At 73.0% G+C, this 24,174-nt stretch carries 22 protein-coding genes; 14 read left to right on the top strand and 8 right to left on the bottom strand.

Translation table 11 applies throughout. The features are described from left to right. Positions 1-3: 3 nt before the first annotated feature. The gene (locus KRAD_RS20490) at positions 4-771 is read right to left on the bottom strand and encodes an SDR family NAD(P)-dependent oxidoreductase (protein WP_012087578.1); all 768 of its coding nucleotides are present in this window, start codon (positions 769-771) and stop codon (positions 4-6) included. Positions 772-1,093: 322 nt separating this feature from the next. On the opposite strand from KRAD_RS20490, the gene KRAD_RS20495 reads away from it, so the two are divergent. Beyond that, complete coding sequence (locus tag KRAD_RS20495; protein WP_203417629.1) at positions 1,094-1,972, top strand: AraC family transcriptional regulator; 879 nt, start codon at positions 1,094-1,096, stop codon at positions 1,970-1,972. A 657-nt stretch (positions 1,973-2,629) separates the two neighbouring features. Here the strand turns inward: KRAD_RS20495 and KRAD_RS20500 are convergent. Together KRAD_RS20500 and KRAD_RS20505 are read right to left on the bottom strand one after the other, a co-directional pair. Then, on the bottom strand, positions 2,630-3,544 hold the full coding sequence (locus tag KRAD_RS20500) for an aldo/keto reductase (RefSeq protein WP_012087581.1): 915 nt from the start codon (positions 3,542-3,544) through the stop codon (positions 2,630-2,632). 67 nt (positions 3,545-3,611) lie between these two features. Then, positions 3,612-4,460 carry an aldo/keto reductase gene (locus KRAD_RS20505; RefSeq protein ID WP_041293624.1) on the bottom strand — a complete coding sequence of 283 codons (849 nt, stop codon included), beginning with the start codon at positions 4,458-4,460 and terminating at the stop codon, positions 3,612-3,614. A gap of 222 nt (positions 4,461-4,682) precedes the next feature. Here KRAD_RS20505 and KRAD_RS24655 point away from each other — a divergent pair, with 222 nt between their 5' ends. Then, the gene (locus tag KRAD_RS24655) at positions 4,683-5,405 is read left to right on the top strand and encodes a TetR/AcrR family transcriptional regulator (protein WP_012087583.1); all 723 of its coding nucleotides are present in this window, start codon (positions 4,683-4,685) and stop codon (positions 5,403-5,405) included. A 298-nt stretch (positions 5,406-5,703) separates the two neighbouring features. Here KRAD_RS24655 and KRAD_RS20515 read toward each other — a convergent pair whose 3' ends face one another. Next, positions 5,704-6,462, bottom strand: coding sequence for a DeoR/GlpR family DNA-binding transcription regulator (locus KRAD_RS20515; protein ID WP_012087584.1), 759 nt, complete (start codon positions 6,460-6,462; stop codon positions 5,704-5,706). Between the two features lie 187 nt (positions 6,463-6,649). Between KRAD_RS20515 and KRAD_RS20520 the strand changes: the two genes are divergently transcribed. The 4 genes from KRAD_RS20520 to KRAD_RS20535 all read left to right on the top strand — a co-directional run bounded on the left by KRAD_RS20520 (position 6,650) and on the right by KRAD_RS20535 (position 9,868). Next, the gene (locus KRAD_RS20520) at positions 6,650-6,910 is read left to right on the top strand and encodes a LacI family DNA-binding transcriptional regulator (protein ID WP_203417631.1); all 261 of its coding nucleotides are present in this window, start codon (positions 6,650-6,652) and stop codon (positions 6,908-6,910) included. 63 nt (positions 6,911-6,973) lie between these two features. Continuing rightward, on the top strand, positions 6,974-8,293 hold the full coding sequence (locus KRAD_RS20525; RefSeq protein WP_012087586.1) for an MFS transporter: 1,320 nt from the start codon (positions 6,974-6,976) through the stop codon (positions 8,291-8,293). Positions 8,294-8,721: 428 nt separating this feature from the next. Further along, a complete protein-coding gene (locus KRAD_RS20530) occupies positions 8,722-9,405 on the top strand; it encodes an SDR family NAD(P)-dependent oxidoreductase (protein WP_041292271.1) in 684 nt (227 codons plus the stop codon). A gap of 244 nt (positions 9,406-9,649) precedes the next feature. Further along, positions 9,650-9,868 (top strand): hypothetical protein, encoded by a 219-nt coding sequence (locus tag KRAD_RS20535; RefSeq protein ID WP_041292272.1) that lies wholly within the window; start codon positions 9,650-9,652, stop codon positions 9,866-9,868. Positions 9,869-10,196: 328 nt separating this feature from the next. On the opposite strand, the gene KRAD_RS20540 is transcribed toward KRAD_RS20535, so the two are convergent. Next, complete coding sequence (locus KRAD_RS20540; protein WP_012087588.1) at positions 10,197-10,949, bottom strand: DeoR/GlpR family DNA-binding transcription regulator; 753 nt, start codon at positions 10,947-10,949, stop codon at positions 10,197-10,199. 516 nt (positions 10,950-11,465) lie between these two features. Between KRAD_RS20540 and KRAD_RS20545 the strand changes: the two genes are divergently transcribed. From KRAD_RS20545 to KRAD_RS20570, 6 genes are all read left to right on the top strand, one after another. Next, positions 11,466-12,371 carry a hypothetical protein gene (locus KRAD_RS20545; protein WP_049821324.1) on the top strand — a complete coding sequence of 302 codons (906 nt, stop codon included), beginning with the start codon at positions 11,466-11,468 and terminating at the stop codon, positions 12,369-12,371. Positions 12,372-12,551: 180 nt separating this feature from the next. Then, positions 12,552-13,556 (top strand): zinc-dependent alcohol dehydrogenase family protein, encoded by a 1,005-nt coding sequence (locus tag KRAD_RS20550; RefSeq protein ID WP_012087591.1) that lies wholly within the window; start codon positions 12,552-12,554, stop codon positions 13,554-13,556. Next, the gene (locus KRAD_RS20555; protein WP_041292273.1) at positions 13,553-13,744 is read left to right on the top strand and encodes a hypothetical protein; all 192 of its coding nucleotides are present in this window, start codon (positions 13,553-13,555) and stop codon (positions 13,742-13,744) included. The genes KRAD_RS20550 and KRAD_RS20555 overlap by 4 nt, the downstream gene beginning before the upstream one ends. After that, positions 13,744-14,346: a DUF4865 family protein gene (locus KRAD_RS20560; protein WP_041293628.1), complete on the top strand. Its 603-nt coding sequence runs from the start codon at positions 13,744-13,746 to the stop codon at positions 14,344-14,346. The genes KRAD_RS20555 and KRAD_RS20560 overlap by 1 nt, the downstream gene beginning before the upstream one ends. Continuing rightward, entirely contained in the window at positions 14,343-15,614 is a 1,272-nt protein-coding gene (locus KRAD_RS20565) for an MFS transporter (RefSeq protein WP_012087593.1), read from the top strand. Before KRAD_RS20560 ends, KRAD_RS20565 begins: the two co-directional genes overlap by 4 nt. Positions 15,615-15,729: 115 nt before the next feature. Further along, on the top strand, positions 15,730-16,737 hold the full coding sequence (locus tag KRAD_RS20570) for an NUDIX domain-containing protein (RefSeq protein WP_012087594.1): 1,008 nt from the start codon (positions 15,730-15,732) through the stop codon (positions 16,735-16,737). 457 nt (positions 16,738-17,194) lie between these two features. On the opposite strand, the gene KRAD_RS20575 is transcribed toward KRAD_RS20570, so the two are convergent. Continuing rightward, positions 17,195-17,944 carry a carbonic anhydrase gene (locus tag KRAD_RS20575; RefSeq protein ID WP_157873675.1) on the bottom strand — a complete coding sequence of 250 codons (750 nt, stop codon included), beginning with the start codon at positions 17,942-17,944 and terminating at the stop codon, positions 17,195-17,197. A gap of 776 nt (positions 17,945-18,720) precedes the next feature. Between KRAD_RS20575 and KRAD_RS20580 the strand changes: the two genes are divergently transcribed. Continuing rightward, entirely contained in the window at positions 18,721-19,146 is a 426-nt protein-coding gene (locus KRAD_RS20580) for a DMP19 family protein (RefSeq protein WP_012087596.1), read from the top strand. Positions 19,147-19,346: 200 nt separating this feature from the next. On the opposite strand, the gene KRAD_RS20585 is transcribed toward KRAD_RS20580, so the two are convergent. Further along, complete coding sequence (locus tag KRAD_RS20585; RefSeq protein ID WP_041292274.1) at positions 19,347-20,618, bottom strand: DUF3500 domain-containing protein; 1,272 nt, start codon at positions 20,616-20,618, stop codon at positions 19,347-19,349. A 537-nt stretch (positions 20,619-21,155) separates the two neighbouring features. Here KRAD_RS20585 and KRAD_RS20590 point away from each other — a divergent pair. After that, positions 21,156-21,977, top strand: a complete 822-nt coding sequence (locus tag KRAD_RS20590; protein WP_083782149.1) for a sugar phosphate isomerase/epimerase family protein — start codon at positions 21,156-21,158, stop codon at positions 21,975-21,977. Positions 21,978-22,206: 229 nt separating this feature from the next. On the opposite strand, the gene KRAD_RS20595 is transcribed toward KRAD_RS20590, so the two are convergent. Next, positions 22,207-24,108, bottom strand: a complete 1,902-nt coding sequence (locus KRAD_RS20595) for a LamG-like jellyroll fold domain-containing protein (protein ID WP_041292275.1) — start codon at positions 24,106-24,108, stop codon at positions 22,207-22,209. Positions 24,109-24,174: the final 66 nt, after the last annotated feature.

A 24,174-nucleotide genomic window follows, 5' to 3' on the forward strand; every position in this document is an offset into this window, starting at 1 on the left:
GTGTCAGCAGGTGCTGTAGCCGCCGTCGGCGACCAGGACGGTGCCGGTGATGAAGGAGGACGCGTCACTGGCGAGGAAGACGACGGCCGGGGCGATCTCCTCCACGGTGCTGATGCGCTCCATGGGGGTGTCTTCGACGATGTGGCGGCGGGTGCGGGGATCGGCGCTGGGGGAGTCGTCGGTGGCGATGTAGCCCGGGGCCAAGGCGTTGACCCGGACCCCGTACGCAGCCCATTCCCCGGCCAGACTGCGGGTGAGGTGGTGCACGGCAGCGTTGGAGGCGGCCGCTGCGGCGTCGAAGTGTGGACGACCGGCTACTACTCCGGCCAGGGCGCCGACGTTGACGATGACGCCGCCGCCCTGAGCGAGGAAGTGGCGTCCAAGGGTCCGGCAGCAGTTCCACGACGCGTGGAGGTTCACGTCCATCACCCGGTGCCACGCTTGCTGGGGCAGGTCGACCGCGGCGCCGGGTGCGGCGGCGCCGGCGCCGTTGACGAGGATGTCCACTCGCCCGAAGCCTGCTAGAGCTGCTGCCAGGACGTCTTCCACCTGCAGCGGGTCGGTGGTGTCGGCGTGTACGAAGAGCATCTGACCGCCCTCCGCGTGCACCTTGGCTGCCTCGTACGCACCGTCTTCGGCGTCAGGACCCACGAGGACGATGTGCGCGCCGGCTAGAGCCAGTCCCAGCGCCAGGCCAGCGCCGAGGCCGCCGGGGCTGGTGGTGACCACCGCCACCCGACCGTTGAGGTCGAACCGGTCCCACAACCGCATTGCTCAGCTCCTTCGCCATGTCCAGGCCACCGCGCCCGAGCTCTTCAACCCCCGCCCGCTGCCCTACTCCTGTCGTGCGCCTAGCTCACCGCGTCGTGCGGCGGTGCCTCACCGCTGACCGGTGTCCACGCTAGGTCGGGTGCCGATGCGCTGCTAGCGCCGCAGCAGCTCGATTCTGATACTTTCTTGCACCTCGTCGCGGTGGCGGCCCGATACCGGCGGCACCTGTGCGCAGGAAAGGATGATCATGGACTCGGTAGCCGTGCCTGCGGAGTCCCGGGCGCGCGCTGCGCCTGGTGCACGGAGCGTGCCGGCACGGGCGGTGCGGGAGGTGGTGCCCGCTGAGCCGGGCCGCTCAGCGCGCTGGCACGTACATGACTACCCCAGCCCCTTCGCGCGCTGGAACCACCACCCCGAGTACGAGGTGCACCTGATCCGCGACGGCACCGGGCGCTACATCGTCGGCGACGACATCGGCCTCTTCAGTGCCGGGCACCTCGCGCTGGTGGGACCACATGTGCCGCACGACTGGATCAGCGACCTCGAGCCGGGGCAGCGGATCCCTGGACGTGACGTGGTCTTCCAGTTCCACGGTGACTGGCTGCGCGGCTGTGAGCAGCTCCTGCCCGAGCTGCTTGCGCTGACCCCGCTGTGGACGGCAGCAGCCGGCGGCATCGAATTCCTCGGCCGCTCGGCCCGGATCGGCGCAGAGCAACTGGAACTCATCGGATCCACCAGCGGAGCGCGGCGTCTGCAGCACATCTTCGCCCTCTTCGACGTGATGGCCAGCGCCCCCGAGCAAGAACGCCGTACCCTCGGCGGGGCCTGGCGGGGGCCAGTGAGCGATCCCGCTGCCGCAGACGTCGTCAGCGCGGCACTGACCTATGTGGTGGACAACCTCACCGGCGTGGTGCGCCTCTCAACGGCGGCCGCGAGGGCGGGCATGAGTGAGTCAGCCTTCTCCCGCTGCTTCAAACGCGCCACGGGCATGACCTTCACCGACGTAGTGCGCAAGCTGCGTATGGCTCATGCGGCCAAGCTGCTGATGCAGACGGCAGAACCGGTAGCGGCGGTGGCGACGGCGGTCGGGTACGTCAACCTGTCCAACTTCAACCGGCAGTTCCGTGCCCAGCACGGCATGACGCCAACCTGCTACCGCGCTACCACGCGCCGTGATCTCACGTTCGTCAGCAGCGGTTGAGCGGGTTCCGGTCGGCACGGGTGTCAAAACCCCATCTATTGGACCCGAGCTACGACAGCGGATCCCGTGGCAGCGGTTCCGTAGCGACGGATGAGAGCCGTGCAGTGCTCGGCGGTCTCAGCGATAGGTGTTCTTGTCTGGGGTGTGGGCGTGGGTGTGGGCGTGGGCGTGGGCGTGGGCGCTGGCTGATGGGTGGTGAGGACGGCGCGGTCTGACAGGCGGGTGCCTTGTCCGGCGATGAGGATCTCGTAGGTGGCGACGGCGAGCTGGGTAGCGACGTGGGCAGCAGGATCAGTCGGTCAGCCAGGAGCAGCGGTAGAACCCTTCGCCTCGAGAACCCATTGCCGGGTCCGACCATGTCGAGGGAAGGGCCACGCTCACCTCGCCCCGCACTGATCGCCCGGCTCCAGAGTCGTCGTGGCCTTCCCCTTGCCTTCCCACCGGACCTGGTCATCACCGCAAATTCTGTTCTGGCCGAGTCGGTCGTAGGGTCAAGCCCGCTCCGGAAGAGGTCTTCGGGCGGTGTCCTGCGGTGGTGGGGAGCCACGGTCGGGGGACGCAGAGCACGTGCTGACCGCCAACGCCCCTCAACGCCCCTCAACGCCCCGTGGACGCCCCTCGACGCCCTGTGAACGTCCCGCCGACGGGTTGGTGGGATCAGGCGTCGGGGATGGTGAGGTCCCAGGTGGAGGGGTCCACGGCGTCGGGGTCGGGACCGCCGCGGCGGCCGGTGTCCAAGGAGTCCAGCCGGGCGAGTTCGTCGTCGTCGAGGGTGAAGCCGTGGACCGCGAAGTTCTCGGCGATGCGGGTGGGCTTGGTGGACTTGGGGATGGCTGAGCGGCCCTGCTGCAGGTGCCAACGCAGCATGACCTGCGCCGGCGTCTTGCCGTGGGCGGCGGCGATGGCGGCGATGGTGGGGTCAGCCAGGGCGCTGGTGCGGTTCTCGCCCCAGCCGGGGTAGAAGGTGATGCCGCCGATCGGTGACCACGCCTGGGTGAGGATCCCGTGGGCGGCGTTGGCGGCCTGCACGTCGGGTTGGGTGAAGTAGGGGTGCAGTTCGACCTGGTTGACCGCGGGCACGACCTCGGCCTGCTCGAGCAGGCCGGTGAGGTGGTGGGGGAGGAAGTTGCTGACCCCGATGGCGCGGACGGCGCCGTCGGTGAGCAACCGTTCCAGGGCGCGGTAGGCCGCTCGGGTGCGTTCGAAGTGCTGGGGCATGGGCTGGTGCAGGATGAGCAGGTCGATCTGTTCGACGCCGAGCTTGGCGGCGCTCTTGGTGAAGGCGTGCAGGGTCTGCTCGTAGCCGTAGTCGCTGACCCAGACCTTCGTCTCGAGGAACACCTCGCTGCGCTCGAGCCCCGAACGGCGGACGCCTTCGCCGACCTCCCGCTCGTTCCCGTAGCCGGCGGCGGTGTCGATGTGGCGGTAGCCGGTGGCCAGTGCGGCCTCGACGGCGTCCGTGGTCTCCTCCGGCTCGCTCTGGAACACGCCGAGCCCGAGGGCGGGCATCGTCACGCCGTTGTTGAGCGTGAGAGCGGGAGTGGGAGTGCTGGTGGACGGCGTGTGGCTCATGCGGCGCAGGTCCTTCCGAGGGGGGTGGGGTCGCGATCACGGCGTCACCGCGGGGATGGGACGGGGATCAGGTGTCGAAGCGGACGGTGCCGAAGGCAGCGACGCTGGCGGGGTCGCGGTGGTCGAAGACGGCACTGACGCCGGTGTCCAGGGAGGCGATGCGGGTCATCTCCTGCTCGGTGAGGGAGAAGTCGAAGACGTCGAGGTTCTCCGCCATCCGCTGCGGGCGGGAGGACTTGGGGATGACGACGGTGTCGCGCTGGAGGAGCCAGCGCAGCACCACCTGGGCGACGGTCTTGCCGTGGGCGGTGGCCAGCTCGGTGAGGAGGGGGTAGGTGAGCAGGTCGTCGCGGCCCTGACCGAGCGGTCCCCAGGACTCGTGCTGCACCCCGCGTTGACGCATGACGTCGTGGTCGGTGCCGCGCTGGAAGAAGGGGTGGGTCTCGATCTGGTTGACCGCCGGGACGACCTCGGTGTGGTCGATGAGGTCGACGAGGCGGTCGGGGTGGAAGTTCGACACCCCGATGGCTCGGGCGCGGCCGGTGCGGTTCAGCTCCTCCATCGCCCGCCAGGAACCGTAGTAGTCCCCGTAGGGCTGGTGGATCAGGTACAGGTCCAGGTAGTCCAGACCCAGGCGCTGCAGGGACCGGTCGAAGGCCGCGGGAGCCGCCTGCTCGCCGGCGTCCTGGATCCACAGCTTGGTGGTGACGAACAGCTCCTCGCGGGGGATGCCGCTGGCGGCGATGGCGCGTCCGACGCCGGCCTCGTTCTCGTAGGCGGCGGCGGTGTCGAGGTGGCGGTAGCCGGCGGCCAGCGCGTCGGTGACGACGCGCTCGGCCTCCTCCGCGGGCACCTGGAAGACGCCGAAGCCGAGGACGGGCATCTGCACGCCGTTGTTCAGCGTGGTGGTGGGGATGTGCGTGGGCACGTGGGTCGCTCCTGTCGTGGGCGGGATCTTCTGAGGTGCACGACGGGGTGGTCGCGGGCGGTTCGTCCGCGTCGCCGGCATCGTGGGAGGTTCCGGAAGCCGGGACGGGCCTCTCGAACGGGGGAGGAGGTTCACCGGCTGGACACCAATGTAAGACGCCTCTAACATCATGTCAACGCAGCCGCGGGTGCGGCCGGTGAGGGGAGCGCGGTGAATCCACGAAGCACCTACCACCACGGCGACCTGCGAGCCGCCCTGGTGGCCGCCGCCCGTGAACTCGTGGCCGAGAAGGGGGTGGCCGGGCTCTCGGTGGCCGAGGCCGCCCGACGCGCGGGCGTCAGCGCAGCCGCTCCGTACCGCCACTTCGACGGCCGCGCCGCGCTGCTGTCCGCGGCGGCCACCGATGCCGGACGTCACCTGCGCGCCGAGATGCAGGCGGCGCTGGAGCAGTCGCGCTGCGCCGGTGACCCCACCGGTGCGCTCACGGGCAGCCGCGGCGAGGAGGCGGGAGCCACCGGCGGTCGGCGCACGTCCGACCCCGTCGCTGACGCCGTCGACCAGCTGGCCACCCTCGCCCGGGTCTACGTCCGCTTCCAGCGAACGCACGGAGCCGCCTTCGAGCTGATCCTCGCCGACGAGCTGCACGAGATCCCCGACGAGGAGCGCCGCGAGGTGACGCGGACGCTGTTCGACCTGCTGCTGTCACCGGCGATGACGATCACCGGCGATGTTCGGGCGGCCAACCCCCTGCTGCGCAGCTTCAGTGCCGTGGTGAACGGTTTCTCCCAGCTGTCGAGCTCCGGTGTCACCCGCGGCTACCCCGTCGACCTGCGCGGTTTCCCCGACGAGGGGGAACTGGCGGCCGCTGAGGCGGCGCACGCGGTACGGGTCCTGGCTCGTGCAGCGGCCGAACCGGTGGCCCCGGAGCGGTGAAACCCTCCCGGCGTTGGCGCCGGGTTCCGCCGCGCTGTCGACGGCGCGGATGCGTCGGCTGCTCCCTGCGGGCCAGTGGGTGAGGGGAGCGGGGGCCGTCACGATCAGCGTTCGGGTGACACCGGCCCCAGCGGGACGACGGCGCGACCGGTGGCCCGTCGACCGTCCGACCCCACGTCGTGGGTGGGCGGCCGGGCTGCGGCGATCCGGCGTTGGACTCCGCCCGCTGCGCGGCGCTGGAGAACCTCGGGTTCGCACGAGGGGCGCGGGGGTGCGCCGCGGCCGCGTGCTGGAGTTCTCAGCAGACCTCGATGTGGACTCCGGAGGCGCTGAGGCGTTCCAGGACGGCCGTCGGTGCGGAGTCGTCGGTGATGAGGACGTCGACGTCCTCCAGCGGGCAGACGACGGCCAGGGCGCTGCGGGTGAACTTCGCGCCTTCGGCGATGAGGATGGTGCGGGCGGAGGCGGCCCGGATGGCCTGCTTCACCGCGGCGTCACCGAGGTCGTAGGCCATCACCCCCGCCTCGGGTGAGGCTGCGCAGCAGGTCATGACCGCAGTGTCGAAGCGCAGCGCGGCGATGGACCGTTCGGTGGCGGGGCCGACCAGGGTTCCCTCGGGCTTGCGGACCGATCCGCCGGGCAGGATCAGGTCCACGCCGGGGCCGGCGGTCAGGGCGGCGATCGCTTGCACCGACAGGGGCATGGCGTGGATGCGGCGGGAGGCCAGGGCGGCGGCGGCCGCGGCTCCGGTGGTGCCGGAGTCGATGACCACCGCCTCCCCGTCGGCGATGAGGCCGGCGGCGGTCGTGGCCAGGCGCGTCTTGAGGGGTGCCTCGTCGGCGGCGCGCACGTCGAAGGGCAGGCCTTCGCCGCGCAGGACGGTGGTGACGGCGCCGCCGCGGACCCGGCGCAAGGCCCCGACGGAGGCGAGGTGGTCCAGGTCGCGGCGGATGGTGATCGCGGAGATGTCCAGGCGCTCGGCGAGCTCGGGGACCTCCACCCGCCCGGAGCGGTGGAGGGCTTCGAGGATCTCCTTGTGGCGGAGTTCGACGTTCATGAGCGTAGAGTACCTGACCAACGATCGAATGGTCATGTACGGTGATCGAAGATGCGGGACGGGCCCGGCTGCGGAGCGCTGCTCACCGCAGGCTCCACTGCTCACCGCCGGCTCCGGCGATCGCTCCAGGCGGGGGTCGACCTGCCCCGCTGCCCCAACCCCACGACTCCGGAAGGTGATGCACCCCGTGGACGAGTCCCCCTCCCCGCCGTCCCCCGCTGCCCCGGTGACCATGCACGACGTCGCCCGCGTCGCCGGGGTCTCGCCGCAGACCGTCTCGCGGGTGCTCAGCGACCACCCGGCCGTGCGCGAGAGCACCCGCCGCCACGTGCGCGAGGTCGTTCGACGCCTGGGTTACCAACGCAACGACGCCGCGAGCCGGCTCGCCCGAGGACCACGACGCACCGCTGCTCGCACCTCGAGCACGGGTGCGTCCACGCGGTGCTGACCGCCGACCGGGGCTGACCCCGACCACCTGGTTCCGACCACTTCCCCAGGAGTTGCACCGCCGATGGCTCTCGCCCCCTCTCCAGTCCCCGTCCGGGCCGCCCGCGCCCGCGCGGGGGTGTCCGCGCTGTTCTTCACCAACGCCGTCCTCTACGCCAACCTCGTCCCCCGCCTGCCGGAGATCAAGGACCGGCTGGACCTGTCCAACGCCGCGCTGGGCACCGCCATCGCCGCCATGCCCCTGGGGGCGCTGCTGGCGGGGTTGCTGGCGTCGGCCTTCATCCAGCGCTGGGGATCGGCCACGGTCGGAGCCCTGGGGCTGATGGTGCTCGCCGCCGCCGTGGCGGTCGTGCCGCTCTCGAGCGCCTGGCTCGTCCTCGCCGCCGTGATGCTGGTGATCGGAGCCCTGGACGCCGTCGTCGACGTCGCGCAGAACGCCCACGGCTTCCGGGTGCAGCGCTTGTACGGACGTTCCATCGTCAACGCCTTCCACGGCCTCTGGAGCGTCGGCGCCGTCGTCGGTGGCCTGCTCGGTGCCGCCGCGGCGGGGGCGGGCGTACCACTGGGGCTGCACCTGGGTGTCTCCGCCCTGGTGTTCGGCCTCGTCGCACTCGTCGCCCGCCGCTCCCTGCTGCCCGGTCCCGAGGACTCCGAACGCACCGGGCCGCAGCAGGTGGACGGAACGGGGGCCGGCACGCGAACAGGGACCCAGGACAGCGGCGCCGCTGCGGACGACCCGGCCCGAGGCCGCTCGGCCAGGCGTCCGGGTCGGCGGTGGGGGCGCGCGGGCGTGCGCACTGCCGTGCTGCTCGCCGTGCTGGGCGCGCTGGCCGCCAGCGGCGCCCTCGTGGAGGACGCCGGTTCCTCCTGGGGTGCGCTGTACCTGCGGGGGGAACTGGGTGCCGGTGCCGCCGTGGGTGGTCTCGCCTTCGTGTCCCTGCAGGCGGCGCAGACCATCGGCCGGCTCACCGGGGACCGGGTCGTGGACCGTTTCGGTCAGCGCCGCGTGGCGCTGGCTGGTGGTGGGTTCACCGCCGCCGGCATGGGAGCCGCTCTGGCCTGGCCCTCCGTCCCGGGCACCCTGATCGGGTTCGCCCTGGCCGGGCTGGGCGTGGCCACCCTCGTCCCGGCCGTGATGCACACCGCGGACGAACTGCCCGGACTGCCGCCCGGTGCGGGCTTGACCGTCGTCAGCTGGCTGCTGCGCATCGGCTTCCTGGTCTCTCCCACCCTCGTCGGCTTCGCCGCCGACGCCGCCGGGCTCCGGGTGGCGCTGCTCAGCGTGGTGGTGGCGGGCCTGCTCGTCCTGGTCCTGGGTCGGTTCCTCGACCCCGCGACAGGGCCGGGAGGCCACTCCGGAGCCGGTGCGACGACGCGCCCGTGATCATCGCGTTCCCGCTGCGCGCCCTGGCGCCACCCGAGGACCGACGTGGGCTGGAGAGGATCCCCGGGTTCCCCTCCACCGGTGGGCTCAGCAGGCCCTCCTCGATCCCGCGGGTCAGGCCGCGCCCAGCCACCTCCCCGTGGGGTTCGCCGAGACTGGGCGCGGTCGCACGAGGGGATCCGTCCCCCCGGGTTCGGCAGCCGGTCGCGTGCCACCGGCTCGAGGGAGGCCCGATCGTGGGGAGGACGGTGTTCCAGCCCCGTCGTCTCGTCCTCCAGCCCCGTCGTCTCGTCCTCCAGCGCGGGCTCGACCGTTCCGGCTCGTGAGCCGCACCCGTGCCCCTGGGCCTGGAACGGGCCACGACCCGGGAGGTGAGGCCTGACGTGGCCCGTGGCGCGCTCCTCCGGCCGACGGGCAGGATGACGGGCATGGACCTCGATCTGGAATCGCGTGTCGTCCTCGTCGCCGGTGGGCGGGGTTGCATCGGCAGTGCGGTGGTGCAGCGGCTGCGGGCGGAGGGGGCGCGGGTCGTCGTCGCCTCCCGCAATCCCGGTCCCGGGGGCGTAGTGCTGGACCTGCAGGACCAGGACTCGATCGACGCCGCGGTCCGCGGTGTCCTGGACGAGCACGGGCGCATCGATGGTCTCGTCGTCAGTGCGGCTCCTTCGGCGCGGACCCTGGACCCGGCCCGCAACAGCGATCCGGTGCAGATCGCGCAGGCGGTGGACGCGAAGGCGCTGGGGTTCCTGCGCCTGGCGGGTGCGGTGGTCCCGGCGATGCAGGCGGCCGGGTTCGGTCGGGTGGTGGGGATCAGCGGCCAGAACGCCTACCTGACGGGGAACACGACCGGCGCGGTTCGCAACGCGGCGCTGATCATCGCGGCGAAGAACCTCGCCGACGAGTTGGCGGGCAGCGGGGTCACGGTCAACACGGTGAACCCGGGCCCGGTGACCGACCACCCGTCGGTGGACGTGCCGCGGGGCGGGCCGGGGGAGTCCTCCCCGGAGCAGATCGCCGCCGTGGTCACGTTCCTGGTGTCGCCGGTGGCGGCCGCGGTCAGTGGTGAGGCGGTCGCGGTGGGGCACCGGGTTCGCGGTGTGCTGGCCCTGTGAGGTCGGCTCGTCGCCGCCGGCGGCAGGCTCGCGGTGGGGGTGGTCGCTGCGGGCGGGTCTTCGTCGACGGCGGTGACCCACTGCGGGAGTAGCCCCTGAGCTCGTGAGGTGCTCTCCGCGTCAGACATCGATCGCAACCTGACCGCACCACCCGGTGGGCCTCGCTGCCTGCCGGGTGAGGTTCCTGTTGAGCCGTGTCGCACGGCGTAGCACCACGGGGAAGCGTTCGACGGGAGGTGGAGCGATGTCCGAACCACTGGCGCAGACGCCCGACGAGGGGTCCGAGGCGGACCGCTCGGAGCAGCAGGTGCCCGCCGCGGTCGACCTGGACGACGTCGACGCGCCAGGCGGTGTGGCGGGGACGTTCGACGCGCTGCGCGTCGTCGATGTGGAGGCATCTGAGGGGGACGTCATCGAGCAGGCGCAGCCCGTTCCCCTGGACGACGAGGACGATCGCGCCTAGGGCCTTTCCGGGTCGCCGTCGCGAGTTGCTGCTCGTGCCGGGCGCACCGGATCCGGTGCGAGCCCGCTCCTCGCACCGAGGGCGCGGTACGTCTCGGCCTGGGTCCGTGCAGGAACCTGCTCCACCCGCTCGCGTCGGAGCGCCTCGCGCCGTTCTCCGTCCCGCTCGACGTCGGCGTCTGACTGCTCGCTCGCCGCGAGATGACCGCGGAGTCGCCTGCGGCGCAGGATGACCGTGAGGCCGCTCAAGGCCTGGGGGACCTCGGTGGCCCTCACCGGTACGAGCGGGAGGGGGTGACCGAGTGGCGTTCGCTGCTGCTGGGTGAACGTCAGCTGAGCACCGTGACGCCGCGTTCGCGCACCGCGCGCAGGGCGGGGTCGTCGGCGTCGACGTCGGTGACGATGGCGGCGACCTGCTCCAGGGGCAGGACGGTGAAGGGGGAGGCGGCGCCGATCTTCTCCGCGCTGGCCAGGACGTAGGTGTCCGCTGCTCGGCGGGCCAGGGCGCGTTTGACGGCGGCTTCGTCGGCGTCGCCGGTGGTGAGCCCGGCCTCGGCGTGGACACCGGTGACCCCGAGGAGGAAGAGGTCGGCGTTGATGCCGGCGGCGGCTTCGACGGCGCCTGCGCCGCAGGCGACGCCGGAGTGCTTGAAGACGCGTCCGCCGATGAGGTGGATCTGGACGCTGGGGTGCTCGATGAGGGCGGCGGCCACGGTGGGGCTGTGGGTGACGATGGTGGCGTCGAGGTCGGGGGGCAGGGCGCGGGCCACGGCCAGGGCGGTGGTGCCGCCGTCGAGGATGGCGGTGCAGCCGGGGGTGATGAGCCGGGCGGCGCGGGCGGCGACGCGGCGTTTGCTGTCCACGGCCACCTCGGCGCGCACGGTGAGGTCGCCGACGGCGGGGGAGACGGGCAGGGCTCCGCCGTAGACGCGTTGGCACAGGCCTGCGGCGGCCAGTTCGCGCAGGTCGCGGCGGATGCTGTCCTCGGACAGGCCCAGTTCGGCGGCGATCTCCTTGGCGATCAGGCGGCCGTCGGTGCGCAGTCGGGTGAGCAGCAGGTCGTGGCGTTGTGCCCCCAGCATGCGTGTTCCTTCCTGTTTTCTTAAAGTCCTTCACGTTCGTGCATGTTCTGGTCTACTGTACTGCCGTACCGACGACTCGGGGGAAGCGGCACTCCCGGTAAACCTCGGGTCGTCCTCGCCGGTGCCTGCCGGTCCGGTGCCGGTGACGGTCCGGCCTCGGTGAGGCGGTCGTCCCGGGACGTCTGCGAGCGGGACCGCCGCTCGGGGAGGGGAACGTCCCGCGCGGCCACCTCGCCGGCCAGGCGCGCCCGGTCCGCGCCCGGCCCCGGTTCGGCCCGGGGTCGGTGGGCTCCGCCGTCGGTCCCGAGGTGGGTGCGGCGGTGGTGGTGCCCTCCGGGTTCCCCGAGTTCCGGTGGAGGAGCAGGTCGCCCGGTGTCTGAGGAGGCTCGGTGAAAACTCCGCGTGCGCAACGCGGACCGTCCGTAGGTTGTGCCGGTCCGGGATCACCCGGGCGTGGCACTCGGTCGATCAGGGGGGAACGTGAAGGGGATTCGACGGTGGCGGTCCAGGTGGGCCGTGGCGGGTTCGGCGGTGGCGGCGCTGACCGCGGGGGTGACGGTGGTGGGGACCGCGGTCCGCGCCGGCGCGCAGGACTGCCTCACGGGGTCGGTGGCTTCACGGTACGCGCAGGTGGGGGGCGAGCAAGGACCGCTCGGCTCGGTGACCGCGTGCGAGAAGCGCACGGCCGGGGGGACGGGGTCGTTCGCGACCTTCCGCGCCGGAGCCATCTACCAGAGCCCGGGGACGGGGGCGTGGGACGTGTCCGGTTCCTTCCTCGGCCTGTGGCGGTCGAAGGGTTCGGAGACGGGTTTCCTGGGGTACCCGCGCTCGGGGGAGGTGTGGACGAACGGGGGTGTCGTCCAGCAGGACTACCAGGGCGGTGACCTGTACTGGAGCTACCGGACGGCGGGTTCGGGCCCGCACTCGGTGTCGGGGGCGTTCCGGCGCCTGTACGCCGACCAGGGCGGGGTGTACGGCCGTCTCGGGCTGCCGCTGACGCAGGAGATCAGCGGGGTGAACCGCGGTGTGCACCAGAACCACGAGCACGGCGTCACCTACTGGACGGCTGCGACGGGGGCCCACAGCGTCACCGGTTCCTTCCTGGGGCTCTACCGCGACAACGGGTGGGAGCGGGGGCGGCTGGGTTACCCGCTGACCCAGGAGTTGGCGATCCGCGACGGCGGGGTGCACCAGAACTACCAGGGCGGGGTCATGTACTGGACCGCCGGTACGGGCGCCCACGTGCTGACGGGTGCGGTGCTGGGCGCCTACGCCTCGGTGGGGTACGAGAACGGGCCGCTGGGTTACCCGACCTCGGGGGAGTACCCGGTCGCCGGCGGCACGCGGACCGACTTCCAGCACGGCCGCATCGGCTGGACCCGCGAGGAGGGCACGTTCGTCGTGCTGCCGCCGCCGGCGTGAACCGCCGGCGTGAACCGCCGGCGTGAACCGGTGGCCTGGACCGGTGGACCTGTCGGCCGCCACGGCGACGACGGTGGCCCGTCCGGTCACCCCGTCGTTGCCGTGGCGGCGACCTCCGGTGCCTCGCCGGCCACTCCGGCGTGGCACCGGCCCCTGGACGAGGAGAGGAAGGGTTCGATCGTGCGTGCGTGGTTGACCAGCGGTGACGGCATCGACGCCTTGCGGGAGGAGGACGTGCCCGCGCCCTCGCCGGGCCCGACCGAGGTCCTGGCCCGGGTGCAGGCGGTGGCGTTGAACTACCGCGACCTGCTCGTGGTCCGCGGTGAGGGCAGCTGGGCCCCGCCGCGTCCCGTGGTGCCGGTGTCCGACGCCGCAGCGGTGGTGGAGGCGGTCGGTGGCCAGGTGACGCGGTTCCGCGTCGGCGACGTGGTGCTGCCGACCTTCCTGCCGAAGTGGCGCACCGGTGAGCTCACGGCCGCCACGTACGTGCTGCCCACGGGTGGGCCGGTGAACCGCGGGATGCTCGCCGAACTGGTCGTCCTGGACGAGCAGGAGGCGGTGCTGGCCCCGCGCACGCTGGACGCGGTGCACGCCTGCACGCTGCCGGTCGCGGGCGTCACCGCCTGGCACGCCCTCCGCAGGACGCGGATCACCGCGGGGGAGACGGTGCTCGTCCACGGGACCGGTGGGGTGGCGCTGATGGCGCTGCAGATCGCCCGGGCCGCCGGCGCCGAGGTCGTCATCACCTCCGGCAGCGGAGCCAAGCGCGCCCTGGCCCGGCGGTCGGGCGCCACCCACACCCTGGACCACCGCACCCAGGACGTCGCCGCGCAGGTGCGCCACCTCACGGGTGGCGCCGGAGCCGACGTCGTCGTCGAGACCGTCGGCGGCTCCCACCTGGACGTCTCGCTGGACGCGGTGCGCATCGGGGGCCGCATCGCGTTCGTCGGCCTGCTGGCCGGCGTCGAGGCCGAGGTCAGCACCTACCAGCTCGTCACGAGCAACGCCACCGTCCACGGCATCGAGACCGGCTCGCGGGCGATGCTGGAGGAACTCGTCGAGTTCGTCGACGAGCACCGGATCGTGCCCGTGGTCGACTCCGTGCACCGCTGGGAGGACGTCCGCTCGGCCCTGCGGCACCTGGGATCGGGCGCCCACGCGGGGAAGGTGGTGGTCGTGGCGTGAACGTCACCCACCGGTGGCTGCGGCCCACCCTCCCCGCCCCCGACGCCGGCCAGGAGCACCGGCACGGGACCTGCGCCACCTCGCCGGTGCCGCACCCGGCGATCCAGCAGCACGACGACCGGGGCGGCGGCACCGTGCTGGAGGGCACGACCGATCACCCGACGACGAGGAGCCGACCGTGCTCGTGATGCAGTACGAGATCACCCTGCCCGCCGACTACGACATGCGCGTCGTCCGCGACCGCGTCGCCAGGACCGGGCACCTGCTCGACCGGTACCCGGGGCTGGGCGTCAAGGCGTTCCTGGTGCGCGAGCGCGGGATCGACGGGTCGAGCGTGAACCAGTACGCCCCGTTCTACCTGTGGGCCGACGCGGCGGGCGCGGCGTCCTTCCTGTGGTCCGGTACCGGGTTCAGCGCCGTCATGCGCGACTTCGGCCGACCCGTCGTGCAGACGTGGGTCGGCGGAACCGCGCACCAGGCGGCGCGCTGGCCGGCCGTGCCCAGCCACGCCGTGCGCCACCGCAGCCCCCTGCCCACCGACGCCGACCTCGCGGGGATCGCGCGCGAGACCGACACCCGGCTGGCCGGGGCGGTCGAGGCGGGCGAGGCGTTGCTGGCGGCCTACGGGATCGACCCGCGCACGTGGGAGCTGGTCACCTTCACCCTGCACCGGCAGCGCCCGGCGCTGGTCCCCGAGGGGGCGGAGGTCTTCCAGGTCCTGCACGTCTCCACGCCCGAACGCGAGCAGCTGCCCACCCACGTCGCACGGCGTCTGGAACCGGCCCCGTGAGGGACCCTGCGACCGGCCGCCGCGACCTGACCGTCGCCACGGCGTGCATCGTCACCGGCCTGTGGGCCAGCAGCGCCCCGGCGGTGCTGTACCCCTCGTTCCAGGCCGAGCTCGGCCTCGGCTTCGTCGGCACCACCGCCCTCTTCGCCCTCCACCCCGTGGTCCTGGTGGCCGGGCTGCTCCTGGCCGGCGGGATCTCCGACCGGTTCGGGCGCTCCCGCACGCTCGCGGCGGGACTCGCCCTGGTCGCCCTCGGCGCCGTGGTCAGCACGCTGCCGGCGGGCACCCCCGCGCTGTTCGCCTCACGAGCGCTGGAGGGGTTCGGCGTCAGCCTCGTCCTGCCCGCCGCCAACGCGCAGCTGGGCGACGTGCTCGGCGTGCGAGCGCAGGGCGCGCGCCTGGCCGGCACCGTCAACGCCTGCGCCGCAGCGGCGGGGACCGTCGCCGCCTTCCTGGTCGGCGCCGCCTTCGTCGATGCCTGCGCGGCGGGCCTGGCGCAGTGGCCGATCGCGCTCGGCGCGGCCACCCTCCTCCTGGCCTGCCTGCGGGCGGACGACCGGGGACGCGGGTCGGCCCCCGGCACCCCGACCGCCCTGCCCGCCCTGCCCGCCCTGCCCGCCCTGCCCGCCCTGCCGGCGGCGCAGGTTCGCACGCCCTTCTGGGTCGGTGCCGGGGTCGGGGCGGTCGGCTACGCGGTGGCGGCGGTGTTCCTGTCCCTCGGAGCGCACCTCGGCTCAGACCTCACCGGTGGCGGCGCCCTCACCTCTGCCGCCTGCCTGGCGACGTTCCCCCTGGCCAGCGCGCTGGTCCCCTGGTTCACCGTGACGCTGCCCGAGCGCGCGTCCATCGTGCTCGGCGGTCTGGCCGGCGCCGCGGGAACGTCGGCCCTGCTGCTCGTCGACCGGGGCGGGCAGGTCGCCCTCACGCTCGCGGCCCTCACCGCCGGCGCCGGTTTCGGGCTGCTCACGCGGGCAGGTGCGGCGCTCGTCCACGCCACCGTCCCCACCGGGCGGCGGGCCGGCGGACTGGCCACCTCGTCCATCACCTCCTACTCCACGCAGGCCGCCACCGCCCTCGTCGCGGGCCGGGCGGCCCAGGACCTCGGGCTGCCCGGGGCCTTCGCCGTCCTCACCCCGGCCGTCGCGCTGCTCGCGATCGGTGCGGCGTCCACGCCCCGGCTGCTGCGTGTCCCCGGAGCGGGGCAGCCGACCCCGGCGGCGACACCGCGCGGCGCCGGAAACCGGCCGCGGGAGGCGACCCGTGCGTGAGGACCTCCGCCCCCGGGCAGCGTCGGTCCCGGCCGCAGGTCCTGCGGCCGCGCGATCCGCACCCGCCACCCACCCGTCGCAGCGAACCGCCGCAGCCCTCGAGGAGGACGACCGGATGACCGCCCCGACCCTGTCCGGCGAACCGCGTCCGGGGATCGAGGTCCCGGACGCACGCGGCCGGACCCACCTCGACCGGGCCGGTCGCGACCTGGACCGCAACCCCCGCGTCGTCGTCCGGGACGTGCGGCTGCTGACCTCGAACTGGTACGTCACCCGGGTGACCACCTTCGACTTCCAGCACGCCGACGGGCGCTGGAGCCGGCAGGAGCGCGAGACGTACGATCGCGGCGACGGCGCGTGCGTCCTGCTCTTCAACACCGCGGCGCGGACCGTCCTGCTGACCGAGCAGTTCCGCTACCCCGCCTACGTCAACGAGCACCCCGACGGCATGCTGCTCGAGGTCCCGGCCGGGTTGCTCGACGACGAGGACCCTGAGGTCGCCATCCGCCGGGAGAGCCAGGAGGAGACCGGGTACGTCGTCGGCGAGGTCCACCACCTCTTCGACCTCTACACCAGCCCCGGGTCGGTCACCGAGCGCCTGCACTTCTTCGCCGCCCCCTACGAGCACGGCAGCGTGCACCACGGCACCCGGGCGGGAGTGCACGCCGAGGGTGAGGACATCCGGGTCGTCGAACTCGACGTCGACCACGCGCTCGGCGAGATCGGCCACGGCATCGTCGACGCCAAGACCGTCCTGCTCCTGCAGTGGGCCGCCCTCGAAGGGCCCTTCTCGTCCGCGAGCTGGAGCCCGGCCGAGTCACCGGCGCGGAGGTGGCCCGGCGCCCGGCCGCGCCCACGACTCACCGTCCCACCCGTTCGACGACCCGTGCGTCCGGCCGACGTCTCGCCCGAGCGCTCCCCGAACCACCCGACACCTGGAGGAAGCATGCCGCACGTCGAGGAAGCCCTGCTCGCAGAACGGATGGCTCAGGCACAGCGTGAGGCCGCCCGGGCGCGGGCGGTGCGCGCGGTGCGTCTGCGGCGGCGGGCCGACGTCGCCGCTCGCCGCACCGAGGTCCTCGCCGTGCAGGCCGAGCGCGCCGAGGCCGCGGCAGACCGGTGAGCGACGGGTACGGCCCGGGGGAGGGAACGAGGTCCCCCCCGCGGGACGTGCCCAGGGCACGGCGATCGGAGAGGAGCCCGCTGAGAACGGCGCAGCCGGTTCCACCGGTCGGCGTCCGATCGACGGTGCCGACACCGCTCACTGCGCGCCGCACCTGCTCCGGGAGGCGCGCACGACGAGGGAACCGGGGAACGCGGACGCCTCCCCGGCGTGGGCGACCACCGACCACCTGGTCGGGCGTCCGCTCCTCGCGCAGTGGGCGAACCCGCCGCCGGAGAACCCGTGAACGCGATCCCGTGACGGACGCACCCGCCGCGCGATCGGAGGGTGCTCCCGTCCGAGGGAGCACCGGGAATCCCGCCTCGCCGGGGTACCGGAAGCACGTCCGCGCCGCCACCGGAACCGGGGTTCAGACCCGGTTGCCGGTGGCGGCGCGTTCGAGGTTCAGATTCGAGGTTCAGAGAAAGGTGACGACGTCCTCGTCCAGGTCGTAGGTGGCACCGGCGATGCGCAGGTGCCCGGCTGCCACGGCCTCCGCGAGCAGCGGGTCGGTCACCAGGGTCTCGACCTCGTCAGTCACGTTGCTGCGCACCGCTTCCGCTAGGAGGTGGTCCTCGTCGGATCCGGCTCGCGCTCTCTCCACCGCGGGGCGGATGGCCTCCACCAGGGAATCGATCGCGGTGCCCGTCGCGGCAGCCCCCGTCTGGACCGCCTCCAGGGTCGCACTCACGGCCCCGCACTTCTCGTGCCCCAGGACGAGGATCAACGGCACGTGCAGGTGCTCGACGCCGTACTGGATGCTGCCCAGCACCGGAGGGGCGAGGACCTGGCCGGCGGTCCGCACCACGAAGAGGTCGCCCAGGCCCTGGTCGAAGACCAGTTCCGGCGGAACGCGGGAATCCGCGCAGGCGAGGACGATCGCGAAGGGGTGCTGACCCGAGGCCACGTGCAGACGACGCTCGATGGTGTGGGCGGTGTGCTGTTCGCGGGCTGCGACGAACCGGGCGTTGCCCTGCCGCAGCAGGTCCAGGGCCTGGTCGGGATCGGTGATCTCCTCCGGGCGTTCCGGCGCCGCGCCCGCCACCACTTCCCCCTCGCCGCTCCCGCAGGCGGCCAGCAGCGTTCCTCCGCCCAGCAGTGCGCCCCAGCGCAGCAGGCCACGCCTCGAGGTGCTCGCACCCGTGTCGGACGCGGAGCTCCTGCTCACGGTGTCGGTAGTGTTCGCGGCGGTGGCGACGCTGGTGCGCGCAGGCAGCGTGGATCCCTGACGTGTCATCGGATGTCCCCCCGGACGGTTCGGCGCGATCGAGGTCGCGCGGTGCGCGCGATCCCCCCGGAACGCGCGACCGGCACGCTACCTCAGCGCACGAGATCCCCGCACCGGTTTTCCGCCGACGCCGGGCCGGGCTCCGGGCAGGCCCGGACAACGACCGTTCGGGGAGGCGGGGATCCTCCTGGCTGTCGTTCCGTCGTGGGAACTCCGTTCGTCGGACGCGGAACGGATCGACGGGCACGGTCCGGGCCGACGGTGGAGAGCAGGGGGTCGTGGAGGTGGGATGCTGATGCCGATCCGATGGTCGATCCCGACGCCGCTCGGTGGTCAGGAGACCACCGGTGTCGTCTCCGGTCGGTGGTCCTGACGCAACCCGGGCGTCCACGAGGCGTTCCCCCGGGGCCCGGTCGCGATTCTCGGTCGAGTTCAGGCCTCGGTGTGCCGCGCTCGGTTCCGGACCCTCATCGGTGATCGTGGGGCGGTCGTCGTGCGGTGACCACCTCGCCTGGGCACCGGTGACGTCACCGACGTGCGGCCTGCGGGACGACCGTGAGGTGGGAGGGAGTCCCGCCCTCTCGCGATCCCTGCCCACGACGACGCCCAGGGTCGTCACCGGCTCGCAGGCACCACCCGCCCCGTCCTCCTCCCCAGGAGCGTCTGAGGTGGGCACTAGCGTCTGAACCGACCTGTTCGCGACCGGAGGCCCCACGATGACCCCGCTGATCGACGCGTTGACCGTCCGCGCCATCCACGCCTACGAACGCGAGGACGCCTCGGCCCTCCCGGGCCTGCGCTCCCTGGGCGCGGTGATGGCCCTGCACGGCATCTCCGAGAACGGTGGGCTGGTCGGTGGGGGCATCGAGAACCGCTTCTTCAGCGAGAACGTGCCGTCGATCGACGACGCCGTCGAGGGCTACCGCTGGCTCGGTCTGAGCGACGTCGCTGGGCTCGTCGCCCGCGCCCGCGACGAGTACCTGCGGTTCCGGCCCACGGGCCGGGAGGAGCTCTCCGACGCGGATGCCGCACTGTGGGACCAGCTCGACTCGGAGTTCTTCCGAGTCGCTCACCTGGAGCGGTTGGAGGCGGCGGTGGCGGCTCGCCTGCACCAGATCGCCCCGGAGCTGCTGCCGTCCTGACCGCTGCCGCTGACCACGCCCCACCGCACGTCGAACGTCGAGGCGGTCGACGCTCACCGGTACGACGGCGACGTCGCCGGCCGTCGACGACAGCGCACGACGCGGGACGACCGTGGAGCCACCCCGTCCGCGGGCGGCGTGCGGGGGCGGCAGGTCGCGGTCCTGCCCGCGGGGGGAGTGCCGGTGCGCTCGAGCGGCCGTCACCCGCCGAACGGCGCCGCGCCGCGTGCTGCGCCGCCGGGTGCTGCGCCGCCGCCCGCGCCGGAGGCGGCTCGCTGCGTCGCGCTGCCGGCGTAGTCGTTCGTCGGGTCGCGGTAGACGGTGTGCACGTGGCCCCACCCGCTGGTGGTGACGCCGTCGACGTCCGCGCCGGCGGAACCGTCCTGCGCCTGGAAGGAGACGTACACGTTCGCTCCGGAGATCGAGAAGGAGATCCCGTCGCCGCTGCTCATGTCGTAGGTGGTCTCACCCGACCACGCCACGACCGTGTCGTCGAGGGTGGCTTCGATCTCCGCGAAGGTGGTCGCGGTGCTCTGCTCGTCGGCCATGCCCGCCCAGTTGGCGATGAGCTCGAGCAGCAACTGCCTCTGCTCCTCGCTCAGGTCCGCCCCGGTCAACCCGGTGCCGACGGCGAAGTCGCAGGTGTCACCGGGCGCGCAGGAGCTGACGTCACCCGAGGTCAGAGTCGCCTGCTGCTCGACGGTGAGGCTGTCGAAGAAGGCGAAGGCGTCGGTGTAGATCCCGTCGAAGGGTTGCACCTCGTCGCCGTCCTCATCGGTGTAGACCGCCGGCTGCACCCCGAGGTGGGTGGGGGCGAAGGTGATCGCGTCGGAGGCGCCGTCCAGGGTGGCGTTGATGCCGAGGTGGTGCCCGCCGAACTGGACCTCGAAAGCGTCGGTGTCCGAGGGGTCGCCGAAGAAGGCGATGTAGTACTGACCCAGGCTGTCCTCGGTGGATGAGCTGTTCTCGGCCAGGTACTCGTCCCCGCCCACGATGCCCGTGACGGTCTGGTAGGCCTCGTCGCTGAGCAGGGCTTCGAGCACGGCCAGGGCGGCGGTCCGCTGCTCATCGGTGAGGTCGGTCAGGTTCAAGCCGGCGCGTTCGACGAAGGTGACGGGGAAGTTCGACCACGAGGTGGTCTTGGTCTCGTCGTCGTAGGCGTAGAGCACCGCCTCGCGCTGTTCCTCGCTCAAGGTGGCGAGGAAGGCCTCGGCGGCGGCCGCGGTGCCGCTGATGGTCTGAGCGGTCGTGGTGGCGTCGGTGGTCGAGGTCGCCGCTGCGTCGGTGATCGAGGTGCTGGTGGAGCTGCTCGTGGAGGAGCTGGTCGAGGAACTAGCGGCAGTGTCGGCCGTGGTGGTGCTGCACCCGCTCAGGGCGAGACCGCCGGCGAGCAGCACCGCGGCCAACCGCGTGGCGCGGGCCCGCGCGGGCCGTCGTCGTGAGGGGGCGGTGGTCGCGTCGGTCTCCGTCATGGCACCCACCGTGCCCAGCCGTGCTTTGCCGGAGCTGTGAGCAGCCGGTGGGGCACGAGTGCATCGGTGGGAGCCGATCCGGCGGCACCGGCGCACGAGCCTCGGTCGACCGCGCTCCTCCGCGCGACGGCCAGGTCCAGATCGCGGGCCACCGTGCCTGCCGTGACCCGGTCGTGGTCACCCAGGACGAGCCCCTGCTGCTGAGGAAGTCGACGATGTCCCGCCCTTCGAGGCCGGTGCACTTCGCGTACCGGCGGGGCACGTCGCCGTGCGTCGCCGGGGCTTCGTCCAGAACCGGGTCAGGCACCACGTGGTCCAGGTCGAGTCGCAGGACGCTGTGGTCCTCGTCGCCCGCCTCGTCGCGGTGGGGGACGAATCCGCGCGTCGTCCGAGCACCCTCCCGTCGCCGAGGGCCGGCGCCTCGCGCAGTGAGCCTGCGGCTGTCGAACCGCACGCACCTCGGCGTGGCCGTGGTGCTCCGGGGCGTGGAGTCCGGCCGGTGGTGGGGCAGGTGGGCGTGTGCGCGATGCTGGGGACATGACGGTCAGCGACGACATCGACCCCGGCACCGGCTCCGACGTGCTGCGGACCGCGGCGGTCCACGCCTGGTCCCTGGACCGCACCCTGGGCCGGTTCCGGGCCGGGACCACCACCGAACCCACCGGGCTGCCGCTGCTCGAGCTGCCCGCGGCGCTGCGCGACCACGGCTACCGCACCGTGCAGCTGTGCCACTTCCACCTCCCGCACCGCGAGGACACCTACCTCGCCGAGCTCCGTACGGCGCTGGCGGAGGCCGGTGTCGTGCTGGACGCGTTCCTGGTGGACGACGGCGACCTGACGCACCCCGGCGAGGGAGCGCGCGAGGAGGCGCGGATCTCCTCCTACCTCGCCGACGCCGCCGCGCTGGGGGCCACTCGGATCCGGGTGGTGGCCGGGCGGACCCGCACCGGCACCGCGCAAGCCGACAGCTCCGCGGCGCTCGGGCGCATCGCCGCCCGCGCCGGGGACCTGCGCGTGGTCACCGAGAACTGGGGAGACGTGACGCGCGACGCCGCGGACGTCCGGGCCGTCCTCGACCCCCTCGACGGGGCGGTGGGACTGCTGGTGGACCTGGGGAACTGGACCGGCCCGGGCAAGTACGCCGACCTGGCCGAGGTCGCCCCCTACGCGGAGACCTGCCACGCCAAGGCGCACTGGAACGGGAACGTCGTGGACGAGGTGGACTACCGCACGAGCCTGTCCTCGATCCTCGACGCCGGGTACAGCGGTCCGCTGGCCCTGGTCTACGACGCGGCCGCCGACGACGAGTGGGCGGGACTGGCCGTCCAGCGCGCGATCGTGGAGGACCTCCTCGACTGAGCGGCTGCGCCTCGAGGACAGCGACCACGTCGGGCTCCTCGCCGCCCCCCGTCCCCGGGGCGGCAGCACCGCGAGCCGCCCGCCTCGGACGACCGCTCGGGAGCGGTGCCGGCGGGTGACACCCGACGCCGTCGTCGTGCGCCGACTCCCCGCCCAGCCGCCGCTCCCACGCCTGAGCCCAGCGGTGCCTGGCCCGCACGGGTCGTACCGGCCAGGCACCGACCCCGGGTCAGGAACGGCCTGCGCTCGTCCCGGGGGCGCTGAGGAAGTCGGGGACCTCCAGGGCCCGCGAGGAGATCCGCACGTCGCCGATCCAGCCGTAGAAGCCCTGCCCGAACTGCTCGTCGGACTGGGTGGCGCCGATCGCGAACGGCTTGCCCAAGGTGGCGATGCCCCGTGCCCGCTGGGACGGGTTGCGAGCGATCCGCGACCCGTCGACGAAGACCACTGTGTGTTCGCCGTCGTTGACGATCGCCACGTGCGTCCACCGGCCCGGGGTCAGCGCGTGCGTCCACGACGTCGGGTTCACGTCGTCGACGGAGGGGTAGAGCACGAACTGCAGGAACCACTCCGACGTGACGTTGAGGCTGCAACTGGGTTCCTCGGTGGTGTACCCGCTGGTCTTGCCCGCGTCGCCGTTGTTGCCTTCCCAGCTGAGGACCCCCATCCAGGCGTGGTCGCCGACGAAGGGGTCGGGGAGCTTGAGGAACACCTCGATGGTGAACCCGTCGAGGAACTGCTCGGAGTTCACCGGCGCGTCGGGACCGGTCTCCAGGACCGCTCCGCCGTCGGGGTCCTTGTGCCCGTCGAAGCGCAGGCTGGCGTGGGCGGGGGCGTCGTCGTGGTGGTCGCGGGACCAGGTCAGCGCGCCCGCGCCGGCGGTGCCGATGAGGCGGGCGGTGACGTCGTTGCCGTTCCCGGTCTGATCACGCACCACGCTGCCCGCCCCGACGACCGCGCCTTCGACGCCGTCGCCGGTCTCGTCGAAGCGCCAGTAGGCGGCGGTGTCGGCGGTGATGACGGCCTCGGCGGGCCGCGGCTGCGGCACCACGGGCGGGGCGAACCCGGCGAAGCGTTCGGTGGGGACGAGGTCGAAGCTGAAGCGGTCCAGGTCGGTGCTGCGTTCGAGGGCCTGCTGCTGCAGCGGGGACCGCTCCTCCTCGGGGATGGAGAGCAGCCAGGGGGAGATGGTCTCCACGTCGACCACACCGCGGGCCAGGTCGAAGTGGTAGAGGCGGACCGTGCCCGATCCGCCGTAGTACTGGTCCTGGTAGTTGGTCAGGTGCGCGTGGACCTCGTGGCCGGCGTCGTTGACCAGGACGGTGCGCCCCACCGGCCAGAAGTGCCCGTTGAGGGTGAGGAAGACCTGGTCCCGCCCGCGCAGGAGGTCCTGCCACAGCATCGCCCCGTACTCCGAGAGCGAAGCGGTGCCGGTGTCGTCGGCGGCGACGAGGTCGTGGGTGGTGAGGATCACCGGCAGCGTCGGGTGGGCGTCCAGCACGCCCGCAGCCCAGGCGGTGCCGCGCTCGGAGGCGCGCCAGTCCATGGCCAGCAGCAGCCACTCGCGCCCGCCCGCGCGGAAGACGTGGAAGGTGTGGTACCCGTCGGGGGAGGCGCCGCGGAAGGTGGGCACGTCGCGGAACCGGTCGGGACCGAAGTGCTCCAGGTAGGGCGTGGACCCGCGCTGGTCGTCACCGGAGACGTCGTGGTTGCCGGCCAGGACCGAGTACGGCAGGTCCTCCCGTCCACCGGTCGGCATCTCCTCCGCCCAGACCTGCGCGGCGAGGGCGATCTCGGCGTCGCTGCCGTGTTCGGTGAGGTCGCCCAGCTGGGCGAGGAACACGATGTTCTGCGCGGTGCGGTTCTCCCGCAGCCAGCGCAAGGTGGCGCGCACCGGGGTCGGTTCGGCGCTGTCGGCGTCGAAGAGGTACTGGGTGTCGGGCAGCACGGCCACGGTGAAGCGGGGGGATTCGAGGTCGACGCCACCCGAGCGGGCGGGGCGGGCGGGGTGGTGCCGGTCCCCGGCTGCGGCCGGTGGAGCAGCTGCGGCGGGGCCGGCGAACACGGTCGCGGCCGCAGGTACGGCCAGACCGGTGGTGAGCAGCGACCGGCGCGACCACGAGGGCGTCACCGGCGGGTGGGCCGGCGGGGTAGCTGCCGCAGCGGACGGGGACACGGTCGACGTGGTGGGAGTGGA

It is taken from the genome of Kineococcus radiotolerans SRS30216 = ATCC BAA-149 (assembly GCF_000017305.1).
Classification (GTDB): Bacteria; Actinomycetota; Actinomycetes; order Actinomycetales; family Kineococcaceae; genus Kineococcus; species Kineococcus radiotolerans.